Consider the following 17,158-nt stretch of genomic DNA (forward strand, 5'->3'; position numbering starts at 1 on the left):
GTCGTGCAGGTTGCCACAGCCGCGGGAGCCCTGCAGGAGCGCCCGCCGGGCCGTGTCACCGGCCGAGATGGCCGATTGTGCACAGTCGGCCGTCAACGAAAGGCCCACGCGGACGTTAATCAACGAACGCTAGAATCCACAGGTTGCGGCAATACCGCCCGTGGGGGTCCCGTCCTGGGCCGGGCCCGCCGCTCATTTCCTTTCACAGAGACACGCATGCGACCTGCTTCCGTATTCCGCGCCAGCTGCGCCCTGGCCTTCGTCATCGCGTTGGCCGCGTGCGGCCGCGATGGCGCCGCGCGGCAGAACGGCGGCGGCGACCGCCCGGTGCCGGTGACCACGACGCAGGTGCGCATGCAGCCCTGGAGCGACACGGTGCTCGCATTGGGCAACGTGAAGGCGCGCGAGTCGATCACCGTCACCGCGAAGGTCAGCGAAACGGTGGAGAAGGTGCATTTCGACAGCGGCGACACCGTCGCGGCCGGATCGCCGCTGGTCACGCTGACCGGCAGCCAGCAGCAGGCCGCCCTGGAGCAGGCCGAGGCCGCCGCGGCGGAAGCCGACCGTCTCTACCAGCGCCAGAACGAACTCGCCGCGCAGCAGCTGATCGCGCGCTCGTCGCTGGACACCCAGCGCGCCGCCCGCGACGTCGCCCGCGCGCGAGTCGCGCAGATGCGCGCCGACATCGGCGACCGTGTGATCCGTGCGCCGTTCGGCGGCGTGCTCGGCATCCGCCAGATCAGCCCGGGCTCGCTGGTCACGCCGGGCACCGCGATCGCGACGCTCGACGACACCGCGCGTGTCTATGTCGACTTCCCGGTGCCCGAGGCGATGCTGGCGCAGGTGGCGGTCGGGCAGATCGTGTCCGGCACCAGCACCGCGTATCCGGGCCGCACGTTCGACGGCAAGGTCAGCACCATCGACGCACGTATCGACGAAGCCACGCGCGCGGTGACCGTGCGCGGCGACTTCGCCAATACCGACCGCGCACTGCGTCCGGGCATGCTGCTGCAGGTCACGCTGACCCGCCCGCAGCGCGATGCGCTGCTGGTGCCCGAGATCTCGATCGTGCAGGTCGGCACCGATTCCTTCGTCTATCGGGTCAAGCCCGACGGCACCGTCGAGCGCGCGGACGTCAAGGTCGGCACGCGCCGCGAAGGCCTGGCCGAAGTCGCCGAAGGCCTGAAGGCCGGCGACCGCATCGTCGTCGACGGCACCGGCAAGCTGCGCGTCGGCAGCCACGTCACCGACATCAAGGCCGAGCCCGCCAAGCCCGCCGCCAAGCAGGGGTGAGTGCATGAACCTTTCCGACCTCTCGATCCGCCGTCCGGTCTTCGCCACGGTCATCAGCCTGCTGCTGATCGTGCTGGGCGTGATGGCGTTCTCGCGCCTGACCCTGCGCGAATTGCCGGCCATCGATCCGCCGATCGTCTCGGTCGACGTGACCTATCCCGGCGCGTCGGCGGCGGTGGTGGAGACGCGCGTCACGCAGATCCTCGAAGACGCGCTGTCGGGCATCGAGGGCATCGAGACGATCGAGTCGCGAAGCGTCAACGGACGCGCCAGCATCAGCATCGAGTTCAATCTCTCGCGCGACATCGAGGCCGCCGCCAACGACGTGCGCGACTCGGTCAGCCGCGTCAGCAACCGCATGCCGGAAGAGGCCGACCCGCCGCAGATCGAGAAGGTGGAAGCGGACTCCGACCCGATCCTCTGGCTCAACATGAGCTCGACGAAGATGGACACGCTGCAGCTGTCCGACTACGCCGAGCGCTACGTCGTCGACCGGCTCTCCTCGGTGGACGGCGTTGCACAGGTCCGCATCGGCGGCCAGCAGCGCTATGCGATGCGCGTGTGGCTCGACCGCGACGCGCTGGCCGCGCGCGGCATCACCGTCAACGAGATCGAGTCGGCACTGTCCTCCGAGAACGTCGAGCTGCCGGCCGGCCGCATCGAGTCCAACACCCGCGACTTCACGCTGCGCGTGGCGCGCAGCTACCAGAAGCCGGAAGACTTCGCCCAGATCCCGCTGGGCAAGGGCAGCGACGGCTACGTCGTGCGCCTGGGCGACGTGTCCCGGATCGAGCTGGCCTCGGCCGAGCGCCGCGCCTACTACCGCAGCAACGGCGAGCCGAACATCGGCCTGGGCATCGTCAAGATCTCCACCGCCAACAGCCTCGACGTCGCCCGCGCCGTGCGCGAGCAGGCCGAGCGCATCCAGCAGACGCTGCCGGAAGGCACCAAGATCTTCGTCGCCTTCGACACCACGGTGTTCATCGAGTCGGCGGTCGAGCGCGTGTACCACACGCTGATCGAGGCGATCGTGCTGGTGCTGATCGTGATCTGGCTGTTCCTCGGCAGCGCGCGCGCCGCGCTGATCCCAGCGGTGACGGTGCCGGTCTGCCTGCTGGCGGCGTTCATCCCGCTGTGGTTCTTCGGCTTCTCGATCAACCTGCTGACGCTGCTGGCACTGGTGCTCTGCATCGGCCTGGTGGTCGACGACGCGATCGTCGTGCTGGAGAACATCCAGCGCCGCACCGACCTGGGCGAGCCGCGACTGGTGGCGGCGGCGCGCGGCACCAAGCAGGTCGCCTTCGCGGTGATCGCGACCACCGCGGTGCTGGTGGCGGTGTTCCTGCCGGTGGGCTTCATGGAAGGCAACACCGGCCGTCTGTTCCGCGAGCTGTCGGTTGCGCTCGCCGGCGCGGTGGCGCTGTCGGCGTTCGTCGCGCTGACGCTGACGCCGATGATGTCGTCCAAGCTGGTGCGGCCGCACCGCGAGGAGAAGTCCAACCCGGTCAACCGCTGGGTCAACGCGCGCGTGGATTCGCTGGGCCGGCGTTACGGTGAGCTGCTTTCGCGCATGACGGCCCGCCCGCCGAAGCGGCTGTTTCCGATCATGATGTTGGTGCTGACGCTGACCGGCATCGTGAGCGCCGTGCTGTTCAAGCTCGTGCCATCGGAACTGGCACCGCCTGAAGACCGCGGTTCGTTCCAGATCTCGATCCTCGGCCCCGAAGGCGCGGGCTTCGACTACACGGTCAAGCAGGTGCAGCAGGTCGAGAAGATCGTCGCCAGCCACACCGGCGCCGACCAGGTGATCCAGCGCTACAACCCGCGCGTGCCGGGTGGTTTCGGCGCCAGCGAGGAGATGCATACGGGCCGCATCGCCGTGTTCCTGCAGGACTGGGACAAGCGCAACATCAGCACGGCCGACGTCGCCAAGCAGTTGCAGGGCGAGCTGGCACAGCTGCCGGGCGTACGAGCGATGCCGCAGGTCAGCGGCGGCCTGGTGCGCAGCCGCGGACAGCCGGTCGCCATCGTGCTCGGCGGCCCGGACTACGCCGAACTGGCGCAGTGGCGAGACAAGATCCTGGCGCGCATGGAGCAGAACCCGGGCTTCTTCTCGGCGGATTCCGACTACAAGGAAACCCGTCCGCAGATGCGCGTGGAGATCGACCGCCAGCGTGCCGCCGACCTCGGCGTGCCCGTCGGCGACATCGGCCACGCGCTGGAAACGATGATGGGCAGCCGCCGCGTCACCACGTTCGTGCAGAACGGCGAGGAATACGACGTCATCGTCCAGTCCAACCGCGAACTGCGCGCCACGCCGGCTGACCTCGCGGCGATCCAGGTGCGCGCGCGCGATGGCGCGCTGGTGCCGCTGTCGAACCTGGTCACGCTGAAGGAGCTGGCCGAGCCCGGCAGCCTCAACCGCTTCAACCGCCTGCGTGCGATCACGATCAGCGCCGGCCTCTCGCCGGGCTACCGCATGGGCGATGCCATTACCTGGCTCGAACAGGCGGTGAAGGAAGAGCTGCCCGAACACGCGCAGATCGACTGGAAGGGTGAGTCGCGCGAGTACAAGCAGGCCGGCGGCGCGGTGATGCTGACCTTCACGCTGGCGCTGCTGATCGTGTTCCTGGTGCTGGCGGCGCAGTTCGAAAGCTTCGTGCATCCGTTCGTGATCATGCTGACCGTGCCGCTCGGCGTGCTCGGCGCGTTGATCGGACTGGCCGTGACCGGCGGCACGCTCAACCTGTTCAGCCAGATCGGCATCGTCATGCTGGTGGGCCTGGCGGCGAAGAACGGCATCCTGATCGTCGAGTTCGCGAACCAGTTGCGCGACGAAGGCCGCAGCATCCACGAGGCCATCGTCGAGGCTTCGTCGGTGCGCCTGCGCCCGATCCTGATGACGTCGATCGCGACTGTGGTCGGCGCCATCCCGCTGGTGCTGGCCGGTGGCCCGGGCTCGGCGAGCCGCGCCACGATCGGCATCGTGGTGATCTTCGGTGTCTCGTTCTCGACGCTGCTGTCGCTGTTCGTCGTGCCGGCGTTCTACGTGCTGCTGGCCAAGTTCACGCGCTCGCCGGAAGCGGTGGCGCACGAGTTGGAAAAGCTCGAGTCGCAGACGCCGCAGGTGGGCGGGCACGCGTAAGCGGCCATCCTGTGGCGCCTCCGGCGGCCTGTCCCTTCCCCGCATGGGAGGGGTGGTCGCCGGAAGAGGGGGCAGGGCCAACGGTGGCTGCTACCCTGTGCCCATGCTCGACCCGTTCCGCCAGCAATACGGCCACGATGTAACCCTGCGCGGCGACGGTTTCGTGCTGCGCCGCTGGCGGCGTGACGACCTGGAATCGCTGCTCATGCACGCCAACGACATCCGCATCGTGCGCGGCCTCAGCGACCGTTTCCCGCATCCGTACACGCGTGCGGACGGGGAGCGCTTCCTGGCCGGGGAAGTGGTCGACCTCGCCGACCCGGTGTTCGCGATCGAAATCGGTGGCCAGGCCTGCGGTGGCATCGGCGCGCGACCAGGCCAGGGTGAGCGCCGGCACGGCGCCGAACTTGGCTACTGGCTCGGCCAGGCGCACTGGGGGCGTGGACTGATGACGCGCGTGGTGGCGCTGTACGCGCCATGGGTCATGCGCGGGCTGTCGCTGCACCGCCTGCAGGCGACGGTGCTGGACAACAATCCGGCCTCGGCCCGCGTGCTGCTGAAGAACGGGTTCGAGGAAGAGGGCACGCAACGCTGTGCCGTGGTGAAGTTCGGCGAACTGCACGACCTGCGCGTGTTCGCCAAAGTGAGAAGGAGTCTGGACGATGCAACGCACCCCACCGAATGACGGCCGGCCACCGCGCGGGCGCCCGCCCGGAAGCGGCCAGCCCTGGGATCGTGCGGCCGCACGCGGTCCGCGCGAGCCGTCGCAGGAGCAACGCCGTTCCCCGGCGCATCGCGAGCCGCAGCAGGAGCAGCGCCGTCCGCCGCTGCATCGCGAGCGGCAGCAGCACACGCATCACGACGAGCAGCCCGGCGGCCACGACAGCGCCGCATTGCGCGATCAGCGCACCGCCGAACTGCGTCTTTACGGCCTCAATGCGATCCACGCGGTGTTCCAGCGTCGCCCGCAGGCGATCCGCAAGGTGTACCTGGGCGAGTCGCGCATTCCGGCGCTGCAGCCGCTGTTGAAATGGTGCGTGGCCAATCGCGTCGGTTATCGCGTGGTGGACGAGGAGGACCTGAACCGGCTCGCCGCCAGCACGCACCACGAGGGTGTGGTCGCCGATGTGCTGCGCGAGGAGCCCGTGCCGCTGTCGACCTGGCTGCGCGACCTGCCCGCCGGACCGCAATGCGCGCTGTGGCTGGACGGCGTCGGCAATCCGCACAACCTCGGCGCGATCCTGCGCTCGGCCGCGCACTTCGGCGTGGTGGCGGTGCTGCTACCCAAGTCCTCGCCGCTGGCGCTGTCCGGTGCCGCGGCGCGCGTCGCCGAAGGCGGTGCCGAGGCCGTGCCGATGGTGCGGCTGGGGCGCAGCGACAATGCCATCGCGCAACTGCGCGGCGCCGGCTTCACGCTGGCCGCGACGGTGGTGAAGGGCGGCGGCGACCTGTTCGACACCGAGTTGCCCGATCGCGTGGTCTACGTGATCGGCGCCGAGGGCGAGGGCATGGACCGCGACCTGGCCGAGGCCTGCGACCTGCGTCTGTCGATCCCGGGCACGGGGGCGGTGGAGAGCCTCAACGTCGCCGCAGCGACCGCGGTGCTGCTGTCGGCCTGGCGCGCGACCCGGGATTAGTTCGCCACGCCCACGCCACCGTTCGCCCTGAGCGTAGGCCGTAGGCCGGAGTCGAAGGGTGCACGGGGACGACTTCGCCCGCTTCATCCTTCGACTCCGGCGCGGCGCGCGCCTACGCTCAGGACGAACGGTGCGAGCGCCGCAAGTGCGCCGTGAGGGGGCTGCGCTGCGCCTACTGCGCCTGCGGCTTCAGCGGCAGCCACGCCCGCACCGAGGTGCCGGCGCCGGGCTCGGTCTCGATGTCGAAGTGGCCGCCGAGCAGTTGCGCGCGCTCGCGCATGGTCAGCAGACCCAGGCCGTCGATGCGGTCCGGCGCGACGCCGCGGCCGTCATCGAGGACATGCAGCATCAGTCCGCCTTCCTGCCGGGACAGCGTCAGCGTCACCTGGCGCGCGTCGGCGTGGCGCAGCACGTTGGTCAGCGCCTCCTGCGCGATGCGGAAGCAGGCCAGTTCGACCGCAGGATCGGCACGGTCCTGCAGGGCGTCGAGCCGCAATTCGAGTTCGGCCGGGGCGGCACGGAACAGGCGTTCGCTCTGCCAGCGCAGGGCGGCCTCCAGCCCCAGCGCGTCGAGTTGCGGCGGCCGCAGCAGCATCGAGATGTCGCGGAGCTTGGCGATGGTCTGGTCGGCGAGGCCGACGACCTCCCGCACGATCTCCTCGCGCACGGGCGCGCTCTCGCCATCGATCGACATCACGCCGAGCTTGATCGCGGTGATCGCCTGGCCGATGTCGTCGTGAAGCTCGCGCGACAGCATGCGGCGCTCGGTTTCCTGCAGGTCGATCAGGCGCCCGGCCAGCGCCTGCAGTTCCTGCTGCTGGCGACGCAGCTGCGCGGCCAGTTCATCGTCGCGGCCCGGACGCAGCCTGCGCAGCAGCAGGAACAACGATGTGCCGAGCAGCAGCGCCGACAGCAGCATCGCGATCCAGAACGGTGCCATACCCGGCATCGGCGGCAGGTTGGCGAGCAGGCGTGGCATTACCCAGGCCTGCCAGCCGAGCGCGACGGCGCAGGCGGCGAGGCACAGCAGCCAGAGCCGTCCATGAAGACGGGCGCGGAATCCGCGCCCGGTGTTGGGGTTCGCCATGCGGGGAGATTGCCCGCTCGGTCGTGATGGGGGGATCGACGTCATCCCGGCATGCGAGTACTCAGAAGAGTTCGACGCTACCAGCATCCATCGACTGCTGCATCACCGGCTTGTGGGGCGGGCGTTCCCACTCGTTGCGCATCTGTGCGATGCGCTGGCCGAGCTGGCCCACCGCCTGGCGCATTTCGCCGTCCGGGCGGTCTGCGCGGTGCAACAGCTGGTGCAGGGCGGTGGCTTCGCGGTTGATCGCGCCCAGGCGCTCCAGGTGCAACGTGGCGGCGCCCAGCGCCTGCGTGGCGATGTCCTCGAACTGCAGCGAACGCACGGCCTCGGCGACCGAGCCGTCGATGGAGCGGCCGCAATCGGCGATCTCGCGCATGCCGTTGCCGAGGCCGCGGTTGATGCCGTCGACGCGTTCGAGCATCGCTGCCGCTTCGACGCGCGCGCCCCGCGACCGGTCGAGGTCGCGCGAAGCCATCTGGCTGACCATGTCGCGGACCCGGGCGATCGAATCCTTGGAGCTGTGCGCGAGCTTGCGGATCTGCTCATTGAACGCGGTGGAGCGCTCGGACAGATTGCGCACCTCGTCGGCCACGACCGCGAAGCCCCGGCCGGCCTCGCCGGCGCGAGCGGCTTCGATGGCGGCGTTGAGCGCCAGCAGGTTGGTCTGGTCGGCGATCGACTTGACGTCCTCGAGCAGGGCGAAGATGCCGTCCAGGTGTTCGGCCATCGCGTCGATGTGCGTGACCGTGGTGCCGCTCTGGCCGCTGACCGCTTCCAGTGCCTCGACCAGCTGCTCCATCTGCTGGCTGGCCTGCACCGCGAAGCGCGAGACATCCACGCCGCTGCCGTGCTCGCCGTCGCCGGTGCGGTCGATCAGCCGTGCCACGACCTCGCTCTGTTCGCGCGACTTGCGGTTGACCGCCTCGAAGCTGACGCCGAGCTTGGCCACCGATTCGCGGATCAGGCTGCGGGTGCGGTCGATCTCGCCGCGCGAGCCCTGCACCTCGGCACCGACGAAATTGCGAAGCTCGTCGAGCAGGCGCGTCTGCTCGCGCAGCATCGCCGCGTCTCGCGCGCCGGGGCGCTGCGTCGACCAGGCAAAGCCGATCCAGGCGGCGGTCATGGCCACCAGCGCGCCCCAGCGGACCGCAGCGGGCCAGCCCAGCGCTTCGGCGCCGATCAGCAGAACAGTGAGCGCCAGCGGCGCTGCCAAGCGAATGAGTACGCGCGAATCCATCATCGATCTCGTCGGAGTGGGGCAACTTTGATAACGGCCGCAGTGGCGGTGGCTTTAGAACGCTTTGAAGCAAAAAACAGGCAAAAACAGCTGAATGGCGCAGCCGGTCACGCTGGCGACGGCTCACGCACGGTGGCGGCGAGCAGGCGCGTGGCGATCTGCGACAAAGGCACCGTTTCCTGCGCCGCACCGAGCGCGACCGCGGCGCCGGGCATGCCCCACACCACGCTGCTGGCTTCGTCCTGCGCGACCGTCGCCGCACCCGCCTTGCGCAACGCCAGCAACCCGCGCGCGCCGTCGTCGCCCATGCCGGTCAGCAGGGCAGCGCTGGCGTTGGCGCCGGCGTGTTCGGCCACCGACTCGAACAGCACGTCGACGCTGGGCCGGTGCTGGCGCACCGGGGCGTCGTCGCCGAGGCGGCAGTGCCAGTTCGCGCCGCTGCGGTACACGCGCAGGTGGCGGCCGCCCGGCGCGACGTAGGCGTGGCCGGCCAGCAGCGGCTGGTCGTGCTCCACGTGCACCACGGTCATGCGGCTGTGGCGGTCCAGCCGGTCGGCGAACGCGGCGCTGAAGGCGCCGGGGATGTGCTGGGCGATGACCGTCGCCGGTGCATCGGCCGGCATCTGCATCAGCACTTCGCGGATCGCCTCGGTGCCGCCGGTCGACGCGCCGATCGCGAGCAGGCGATGGGTCGTGCGGTAGGCGGACACCGCGGGGGCGGCGGTGCGGTCCGGCGCCAGCGCGACCACGCGCGCACGCGCCGCCTGGCGCACCTTCTCCACCAGTACTTCCGCATATTCGCCCAAGCCGCGGGCGACATCGAGCTTGGGCTTGGCGACGAAATCCACTGCGCCCAGCGCCAGCGCATCGAGCGTCACCTGCGCGCCGCGCTCGGTCAGCGTCGACACCATGACCACCGGCATCGGCCGCAGCCGCATCAGGTTGCGCAGGAACGTCAGGCCATCCATGCGCGGCATCTCGACATCGAGCGTCAGCACGTCGGGGTTGAGCTGCTTGATCTTTTCCCGCGCGATGTACGGATCGGCGGCGCTGCCGACAACCTCGATGCCGGGATCGGCATCGAGCAGCTGCGTCATGATCTGCCGGACCAGCGCGGAGTCGTCGACGACAAGCACCTTGATGGGGTCGCGGGACGCCTTTGCCGGATTCCGGACGGCGGACGCGATCATCAGAACAGCTCCACGCTGCCGCTGGACGGTTCGCGGGCGAGGCGGCCGTAGTAGGCACGCTCGGCGTCGACGATCACATCGTTGCGCGCGGACGGCAGCCGCTTGACCAGCGTGCGTCCGGTCTGCGGGAAGAAGCAGACCTTGCGCGGGTGGATGTCGCCCAGGTCCTGCGCCATCAACGGGATGCGCTCGGCGGCGAGGTACTCCAGCACGAAGCCGGCGTTGCGCGTGCCGATCGGATCGCTGTAGAAGCCGCTGAGCACGTTGCCCCCGCCGAACACCTTGGCCTGCAGGCGCGAGCGCCGCACGCCGCGCTTGAGCAGGTCGTTGATCAGCAGCTCCATCGCGTGCGCGCCGTAGCGCGAGCACACGTCGCTGCCGCCACCGGGCAGCATGAAGTGGTTCATGCCTCCGACCCCGAGCAGCGGGTCGAAGAGGCATGCGGCCACGCACGAACCCAGCAACGTCACCAGCGCCAGCGGCTGGTCGGTCACGCGGTAGTCGGCAGGGAGCAGCTTGATCGCGTGGGTTTGCAGCACCGGATCGTAGTAGCTGCCCGGTTCCAGGCTGGCGGAGACGGCGTTCATCGAGGGCCTCCTGCCGCAGCGCGGTATGTGGTCCGGCCGCAGGGCATGATCAGGTCGTGGGCGTGGTTGAAGCTTTCGGAATGACCGGCGAACAGCAGGCCATGCGGCGCCAGCAGCGGCGCGATCCGGCTCAGCACCTGGTACTGGGTCGGCTTGTCGAAATAGATCATCACGTTGCGGCAGAACACCGCATCGAAGCCGCCACGCAGGCCGTAATCGTCGGCCAGCAGGTTGAGCGTGCGGAACTCGATCAGCGACTGCAGAGCCGGTTTGACGCGGCACAGGCCGGCGTTGGGGCCGCTGCCGCGCTGGAAGAACTGATGCCGCTGCTGCGGCGACAGACCGGTGATGCGCTCGACCGGGTAGATGCCGCTCGCGGCCGTGTCCAGCACGTTGGTGTCGATGTCGGTGGCGAGGATGCGCACCGGCGGCGTCATCGTGCCGAACGCCTCGCACGCGGTGATCGCGATCGAGTACGGCTCCTCGCCGGTCGACGCCGCGTTGCACCAGATGCGCAGGCCGCCGGGCGGCAGCGAGCGGAGCAGCGTCGCCAGTGCGTCGAAGTGGTGGGCCTCGCGGAAGAACGAGGTCAGGTTGGTCGTCAATGCATTGACGAAGCTCTGGCCCTCGGCCTCGGCCTCGGCTTCGGTCTCGACGTAGTCGAGGTAATCGCAGAAGCGCTCCATGCCGAGCGCGCGGACGCGGCGCGCCAGGCGGCTGTAGACCATGTCGCGCTTGTGCGGTTGCAGATGGATGCCGGCGCGCGCGTGGATCAGGCGGCAGACGCGACGGAAGTCGCGGTCGTCGAAGCTGAACTCACGTTCGTCCTGGCTGCGCGAAGTGCGCATCGTCGAGGCGCTCGGCTGGGGCGGCCGATGGCCGCCTGGGAAGGGAAGTGCTGGGAAAGCGCAGGAAGAAGCGGCGGCACGGTGCAGCTCGTGCCGCCGCGCGGATCAGAACTCCTGCCAGTTCAGATCGCCGCCGTTGACGACTGCCTGGCCACGCGGCTTGCGGGCCGCCGGCTTGGCACGCGAGGCCTGCGCCTTGGCCGCGTGCACGGGCATCTCGATCACCGCCGATGCCGTGTGCGCCGATGTGGCCGTGGCGCCGTGGGCGAGACGGAACACCGCCACCGTCTGCACCAGCTGTTCGGCCTGCTGTTCCATGCTGCGCGCGGCCGCGGAGGCTTCCTCCACCAGTGCCGCGTTCTGCTGCGTACCTTCGTCCATCTGCGTGATGGCCTGGTTGACCTGGTCGATGCCGGCGGTCTGCTCCTGCGAGGCGGCGCTGATGTCGGCAATGATGTCGGCGACGCGCTTCACGCTCGTCACGATTTCTTCCATGGTCTTTCCGGCCTGGTCGACCAGCTCGCTGCCTTCCTCGACCTTGACGACCGAGTCGGTGATCAGCGCCTTGATCTCCTTGGCGGCGTTGGCGGAGCGCTGCGCGAGCGAGCGCACCTCGGCGGCGACCACCGCGAAGCCGCGGCCCTGTTCGCCGGCACGTGCGGCTTCGACCGCGGCGTTCAGCGCGAGAATGTTGGTCTGGAACGCGATGCCGTCGATGACGCCGATGATGTCGACGATCTTCTTCGACGAGGCGTTGATGGCGTTCATCGTCTGCACGACTTCGCCGACCACCGCGCCGCCCTGGCCGGCGACTTCGGCCGCGCCGATCGCCAACTGGTTGGCCTGGCGGGCGTTGTCGGCATTCTGTCGCACGGTCGAGGTGAGTTCTTCCATCGACGAGGCGGTTTCTTCCAGCGACGCGGCCTGCTGCTCGGTACGCTGTGAGAGGTCGCTGTTGCCGGCGGCGATCTCGGCGGCGGCGGAGCTGATCGCGTCGCTGCCCTGGCGGATCTGGCCGACGATCTGCGAGAGCTGTTCGACGGTGCGGTTGGCGTCACTGGCGAGGCGGCCGAACTGGCCCGGCAGCTCCACTTCGACGCGACGGTTGAGGTCGCCGTCGGCGACCGCGGACAGCAGTGAGCCGACTTCGTGCAGGCCGCCATCGGCCGTGGACATCAGCTGGTTGAGCGACTGCACGATGTCGCGGAACACGAACTGGAAGCGGGCGGCGTCGCCGCGCACGGTGAAGTCGCCGGCGACGGCGGCCTCGACCAGGCGCTCGATCTCGCCATTGACAGCGTTGAGGCTGGTCTTGACCGAGTCCATCGTGCGCGTCATCGCCGCCTTTTCGCCCGGTAGGCGGTCCATGTCGAGCGTCAGGTCGCCGATCGCGTAGCGCTCCATGATGCCCAGTGCCTTCTCGATCGCCGCCAGGTGCGAAGCGACCAGGCCGTTCGTATCGCTCACCATGCGGCCATAGGCGCCCGGGAACGCGCTGTCGTCCATGCGGAAGCTGATCTGGCCTTCGTCATGGCGATGGGCCATCTCGCCCTGGGCGTCGGCGAAGCCGCGCAGCGTGCGGATCGCGCGCTCCAGGCTGCGGGCGATGTCGTTCATTTCGTCGCGGGTGTGCACGCGCACCGATTCCGGGAACTCGCCGCGGGCGAGCAGGTCGGAGGCGGCTTCGACTTCCGACAACGCGGCACGGGTGCCGCGGCTGAAGCCGAGGAACAGGTAGGCAGCGATCAGCAGCACCAGCACGCAGGCGCCCATCGTCAGCGCGGTGCGCTGCTTAAGGCGGCTGATCTCGAGCTGCGCGGCCTTGTCGAGCGACATGTTGGCCGCAGCCAGCGCCGAGGCCAGCGCCAGACGCGTGGCCTGGGTACGCGCCGCCATCACCTTCACCGGCAGCACCGGCGTCTCGGCGTCCAGCACATGGGTCTGGATGGCCGAGTTCTGCTTGGCGACGGCCTCCAGCGCGGTGCGCAGCTGCTTGCCGATGGTGTCCTGCAGGGTCGGCATCTCCTTCTCGGCGTCCTTCAGCTCCAGCTCGAGGCGGCCGCGCACGAAGTCCTGCATCGTCCGCGAGATCGCCAGCCCCGTGCGGTCGTCGACCCAGATCGCGCCGTCGCCGAGCACGCGCAGGCTGACCGAGCCCTGCTGCGAGGCGTACTGCGTCAGTGTGGGAATCCAGTCGGTGGCGGCGCGGCCCATGTAGAGCACGGCCGGGTCAGACGCCAGCTGCAGGCCGGTGCTGTTCGACAGCAGAGCCACCAGGTCACTTACCTTGACGACCGCAGCGTTGTGCGCCGCTGACGCGGCGGCCGAATCGGCATGGTCGCCGGCGGCCTTGGCCCAGGCGTCACGGGCGGCCTGCAGGCCAGCCTGCATCGGCGCCTCCGGCAGCGTCGCGCGCTGCCAGGCCGCCAGTGCGTCGAGTTGCGCTTCGGCCGACTCTGCCGCCTTGCTGATGGCCGTATCGGAGACAGTGTCCTTGCCGAAGCGGCGCAGCACCAGTTGCTCGTGTTCCTGCATCGCCAGCATCGCGCCATGCAGATGGGCCAGCCCGGCGACCGCGGAGCGCTGCGTGCGGGCCGCATCGATCTCGGCGTTGGAGCGCACCAGCAGGATGCCGGCCAGCAGGCCGCAGGTCAGCATGAAGGTGGCGCCGATCAGCATCGCTTTCTGGCCGAAGCGCAGACGCGACATCAGGTGGGTGGCGGGACGGAGCAGTTGATCCAGCAGTGGGGAGGAGGTGCGGGTAGGCATGGCTCGCGATACGACCGGTTCGGGGACACCCGGAGCAACGGCGGGGCACGCCAAAACTTTAGGTATTCAAGGCAGCAGGAAGCGCCCCTAAAGATTCGCCGGATGCGGCCGATGTCACCGCTGTCCGCCTGACATTCCCATCCCCAAGGAGTACTCCATGCGTCGTTCCCTGCACGCCATCGGCCTGGCCGCCCTGGTCCTGTCGTTCGCCACCCCGGCCCTGTCGGCCGAGCTGAAGCCGATCAAGCGCGTCGAGCCGCAGTATCCGGCTGAAGCTGCCCGCGCCGGCACCCAGGGCTTCGTCGAAGTCGAGTTCACCGTGGACGACGGCGGCAACGTCGCCAACGTCTCGGTCGTCAACGCCAAGCCCGCGCGCGTGTTCGAGCAGTCGGCCGTGAAGGCCGTCAAGCAGTGGCAGTTCGCCCCCGGCGGCGGGCGCGGCAAGGTGCGTCTGGACTTCGCGCTCTGATCAAGGCGCGCGAGCGGGGCGTTCTGCAGGAAGAAAAAGCGCGCCGATGGCGCGCTTTTTTCTTTCGTCGATTCCATCCGCCGGGATAACCGGCACCACAGCAGCGCTCAGGACTTCTTCCGCTCGCGGCGTCGCAGCGCCAGCATCGCGAACGTCGTGATGAGCAGCAGAGCCGGATAGATCACCACGAGGTCGACGCGGACGTCGGCCTCCGGCGTGCGCCATTGCACGATGATTTCCCAGATCGCGTAGCCCAGCCAGAACAACGCTGCCGTGAACAGCACGGTGCCGCGGTAACGCCACCACAGCCAGGCGAACATCGCCCCGAGCAGCAGTGCGCCGAAGGCGATGCCCAGGAACAGGGTGACGGACTGTACGGCGTTGGGCATCGGCGTCGCACGGCGGCGGTGGGCAACGGCTCGCACAGGTGAACGCCCGGCGGGACCTTACCCGGCCAGGCGTCGACGCGTCATGCCGTCGAAACCGCGTCCGCCGTCACGTGAGTGCGGCGGGCGGGCGAGGGCGTGCTACGCGACGGACTTCTTCGCCTTCTTGGCTGACTTTGCGTCTTCCGGGTGCACCTCGACGGTCACCTCGTCGATGCGGCCGGTGAAGCGGAAGGGCAGCGTGTAGGTCCAGTCGACCGCCGAGCCGTTGTCCATGCCGATGTCCAGGCCTTCGCCGATCGAGAACTGGATTGGAATGGTCCGCTCGAGGCGGCCAGTGGCGACCTGTTTGCCATTCGCCTTCAGCGTGACGGTGCCGCCCTTGCCCATGCCGCCGCCGTCGTAGGCGAACTCGACCACGATGGTGGCCTTGCCCTTGGGCAGAGGCTTCTCGGCGGCGAACGTCGGACGCTCCATGCCGAGGAAGTTATAGGAGAAGGTCGGCTTGCCATCGCGAAGATAGAGGCCGTAGCCGCCTTCCGAACCGCCCTGCGTGATGATCATGCCCTGCGCCTTGTCGTCGGGCAGCTCTACCTGCGCAGTGATCGTCCATGACTTGTTGAGCATCGGCAGGCAGGCGGCGTCGGGCAGCGCGACCATGCCTTCGTAGTAGGTGGCGGTGGTTCGCTTGCCGACCAGGCTGGGCCGGCCCATCGCCTCGGCATTCATGCGGATGGTGCCGCGCCAATCGATCGGCAGCACGCTGTACTTCGCCGCCTCGGCCCACCACAGGTCCTGCAGCTCGCGCAGCTTGTCGGGATGGTCCTTGGCGATGTCGTTGGCCTGGGAGAAGTCCTCGTCGAGCTTGTACAGCTCCCATACCTGCTTGTCGGGGTTCCAGTCTTCTGGACGGACCGCCTGCCACGGCGCGAACGATGGCGCCGACGCCATCCAGCCGTCGTGGTAGAGACCGCGGTTGACGGCGAGTTCGAAGTACTGCGTGCGCCGCCTGCTCGGTGCCTTGGCGTCGCCGAAGGTGAACGCGAAGCTGATGCCCTCTATCTCCTTCTGCGGAACGCCATTGAGCACGCGCGGCGCGGTGACGCTGCAGATCTCATAGATCGTCGGCACGATGTCGATCGTGTGCAGGAACTGCTCGCGCAGGCCGCCCTTGTCCTGGATGCCATCCGGCCAGCTGATGATCATCGGGTTGCGGGTGCCGCCGAAGTGGCTGGCAACCTGCTTGGTCCACTGGAACGGCGTGTTCATCGCGTGCGCCCAGGAGGACGGGAAGTGGTTGAAGTGCTTGGGTCCGCCGAGCTCGTCGATGGCCTTCAGGTTGTCCTGCCACTTCTCGACGAATCCGTTGAAGAACAGGTTCTCGTTGAGCGAGCCTTCCAGTCCGCCTTCCGCGCTGGAACCGTTGTCGCCAGCGATGTAGATGATCACCGTGTTGCCGGCATCCGGCAGCGCCTTGACCGCGTCGATGATGCGGCCCATCGCCGCATCGACCTGCGCGCCGTAGGCGGCGAAGACTTCCATCATCCGCGCGTACAGACGCTTCTGGTCGGCGTTCAGTCCGTCCCACGCCGGCAGGCCCGCCGAACGGGTGGTGAGCTTCGTGTCCTTGGGTACGACGCCGAGCTTCTTCTGCCGCTCCAGTGTCTGCTCGCGGTAGGCATCCCAGCCCATGTCGAACTGGCCCTTGAACTTGTCGATCCACGATTTCGGCGCCTGGTGCGGCGCATGCGTGGCGCCTGGAGCCACATAGAGGAAATACGGCTTGTCCGGCGCAATGCTCTTGACCTTGCGCACCCAGGCGATGGCCTTATCGGCGAGGTCCTCGGTGAGGTGATAGTCCGGATCGTCCGAAGCCGGAACCAGATCGCGGTTTTCGAACAGCAGCGGATTCCAGTGGTTCATGTCGCCGGCGTTGAAGCCGTAGAAGTAGTCGAACCCCAGGCCGTTGGCCCAGCGATCGAACGGCCCGGCGGCGCTGAGCTCCCAGGTCGGCGTGTTGTGGTTCTTGCCGATCCACGCGGTCATGTAGCCGTTCTGGCGAAGCACCTCGCCGACGGTGCCGCAGCTGCGCGGTAGTACGCAGCAGTAACCGTCGTAGCCGGTCGCCATTTCGGTGATGCCGGCGAATGAAGCCGAATGGTGGTTACGTCCGGTGATCAGCGCCGCTCGCGTCGGGCTGCACAGCGCAGTGGTGTGGAAGCAGTTGTAGCGCAAGCCCTCCGCGGCCAGGCGATCCATCGTCGGCGAAGGCACGCCGCCGCCGAAGGTGCTGAACTGACCGAAGCCGACATCGTCGAGCAGGATCAGCACGATGTTGGGCGCGCCTTGTGGGGGCTGAACCGGTTGCGGGAACTGCGCCGGGTCGGAATCGAGCACGGTGCGGCCGATCTGGCCGGAGAAATGGAAATCGGGACGCGGCAGGGTGTCCGGCGTTGAGGCGCCGGAAGCATCGCGCTTGGCGGACATGGTTGTACTCCGTGGGGGAC

13 protein-coding genes are annotated in these 17,158 nt (G+C 68.7%); 5 read left to right on the forward strand and 8 right to left on the reverse strand.

Annotated elements, in window-relative coordinates:
- Nucleotides 1-216 precede the first annotated feature (216 nt).
- The 4 genes from IU514_RS00415 (at nt 217) to IU514_RS00430 (ending at nt 6,075) form a co-directional block, all read left to right on the forward strand.
- On the forward strand, nt 217-1,293 hold the full coding sequence (locus tag IU514_RS00415) for an efflux RND transporter periplasmic adaptor subunit (RefSeq protein WP_194929092.1): 1,077 nt from the start codon (nt 217-219) through the stop codon (nt 1,291-1,293).
- Between the two features lie 4 nt (nt 1,294-1,297).
- Nucleotides 1,298-4,438: an efflux RND transporter permease subunit gene (locus IU514_RS00420; RefSeq protein ID WP_194929093.1), complete on the forward strand. Its 3,141-nt coding sequence runs from the start codon at nt 1,298-1,300 to the stop codon at nt 4,436-4,438.
- Between the two features lie 103 nt (nt 4,439-4,541).
- Nucleotides 4,542-5,123: a GNAT family N-acetyltransferase gene (locus IU514_RS00425; RefSeq protein WP_194929094.1), complete on the forward strand. Its 582-nt coding sequence runs from the start codon at nt 4,542-4,544 to the stop codon at nt 5,121-5,123.
- Nucleotides 5,101-6,075 (forward strand): TrmH family RNA methyltransferase, encoded by a 975-nt coding sequence (locus IU514_RS00430; RefSeq protein ID WP_194929095.1) that lies wholly within the window; start codon nt 5,101-5,103, stop codon nt 6,073-6,075. Before IU514_RS00425 ends, IU514_RS00430 begins: the two co-directional genes overlap by 23 nt.
- 172 nt (nt 6,076-6,247) lie before the next feature.
- Here IU514_RS00430 and IU514_RS18880 read toward each other — a convergent pair whose 3' ends face one another.
- The 6 genes from IU514_RS18880 to IU514_RS19120 form a co-directional block, all read right to left on the reverse strand.
- The gene (locus tag IU514_RS18880; protein WP_386760360.1) at nt 6,248-7,162 is read right to left on the reverse strand and encodes a sensor histidine kinase; all 915 of its coding nucleotides are present in this window, start codon (nt 7,160-7,162) and stop codon (nt 6,248-6,250) included.
- Between the two features lie 61 nt (nt 7,163-7,223).
- Nucleotides 7,224-8,402: a methyl-accepting chemotaxis protein gene (locus IU514_RS00440; RefSeq protein WP_194929097.1), complete on the reverse strand. Its 1,179-nt coding sequence runs from the start codon at nt 8,400-8,402 to the stop codon at nt 7,224-7,226.
- 107 nt (nt 8,403-8,509) lie between these two features.
- The gene (locus IU514_RS00445; RefSeq protein ID WP_194929098.1) at nt 8,510-9,592 is read right to left on the reverse strand and encodes a protein-glutamate methylesterase/protein-glutamine glutaminase; all 1,083 of its coding nucleotides are present in this window, start codon (nt 9,590-9,592) and stop codon (nt 8,510-8,512) included.
- Nucleotides 9,592-10,179, reverse strand: a complete 588-nt coding sequence (cheD, locus tag IU514_RS00450; protein ID WP_194929099.1) for a chemoreceptor glutamine deamidase CheD — start codon at nt 10,177-10,179, stop codon at nt 9,592-9,594. The genes IU514_RS00445 and cheD overlap by 1 nt, the downstream gene beginning before the upstream one ends.
- Nucleotides 10,176-11,027 (reverse strand): CheR family methyltransferase, encoded by an 852-nt coding sequence (locus IU514_RS00455; protein ID WP_194929100.1) that lies wholly within the window; start codon nt 11,025-11,027, stop codon nt 10,176-10,178. The genes cheD and IU514_RS00455 overlap by 4 nt, the downstream gene beginning before the upstream one ends.
- Nucleotides 11,028-11,132: 105 nt before the next feature.
- Nucleotides 11,133-13,796 carry a methyl-accepting chemotaxis protein gene (locus tag IU514_RS19120; RefSeq protein ID WP_324187754.1) on the reverse strand — a complete coding sequence of 888 codons (2,664 nt, stop codon included), beginning with the start codon at nt 13,794-13,796 and terminating at the stop codon, nt 11,133-11,135.
- Nucleotides 13,797-13,953: 157 nt separating this feature from the next.
- Between IU514_RS19120 and IU514_RS00465 the strand changes: the two genes are divergently transcribed.
- Nucleotides 13,954-14,265 carry an energy transducer TonB gene (locus IU514_RS00465; protein WP_194929101.1) on the forward strand — a complete coding sequence of 104 codons (312 nt, stop codon included), beginning with the start codon at nt 13,954-13,956 and terminating at the stop codon, nt 14,263-14,265.
- Between the two features lie 107 nt (nt 14,266-14,372).
- Here IU514_RS00465 and IU514_RS00470 read toward each other — a convergent pair whose 3' ends face one another.
- Together IU514_RS00470 and IU514_RS00475 are read right to left on the reverse strand one after the other, a co-directional pair.
- Nucleotides 14,373-14,654: a hypothetical protein gene (locus IU514_RS00470; RefSeq protein WP_194929102.1), complete on the reverse strand. Its 282-nt coding sequence runs from the start codon at nt 14,652-14,654 to the stop codon at nt 14,373-14,375.
- A 138-nt stretch (nt 14,655-14,792) separates the two neighbouring features.
- Nucleotides 14,793-17,138: an arylsulfatase gene (locus IU514_RS00475; RefSeq protein WP_194929103.1), complete on the reverse strand. Its 2,346-nt coding sequence runs from the start codon at nt 17,136-17,138 to the stop codon at nt 14,793-14,795.
- Nucleotides 17,139-17,158 lie beyond the last annotated feature (20 nt).

This window comes from Lysobacter niastensis (assembly GCF_015453285.1).
GTDB lineage: Bacteria > Pseudomonadota > Gammaproteobacteria > Xanthomonadales > Xanthomonadaceae > Lysobacter_J > Lysobacter_J niastensis.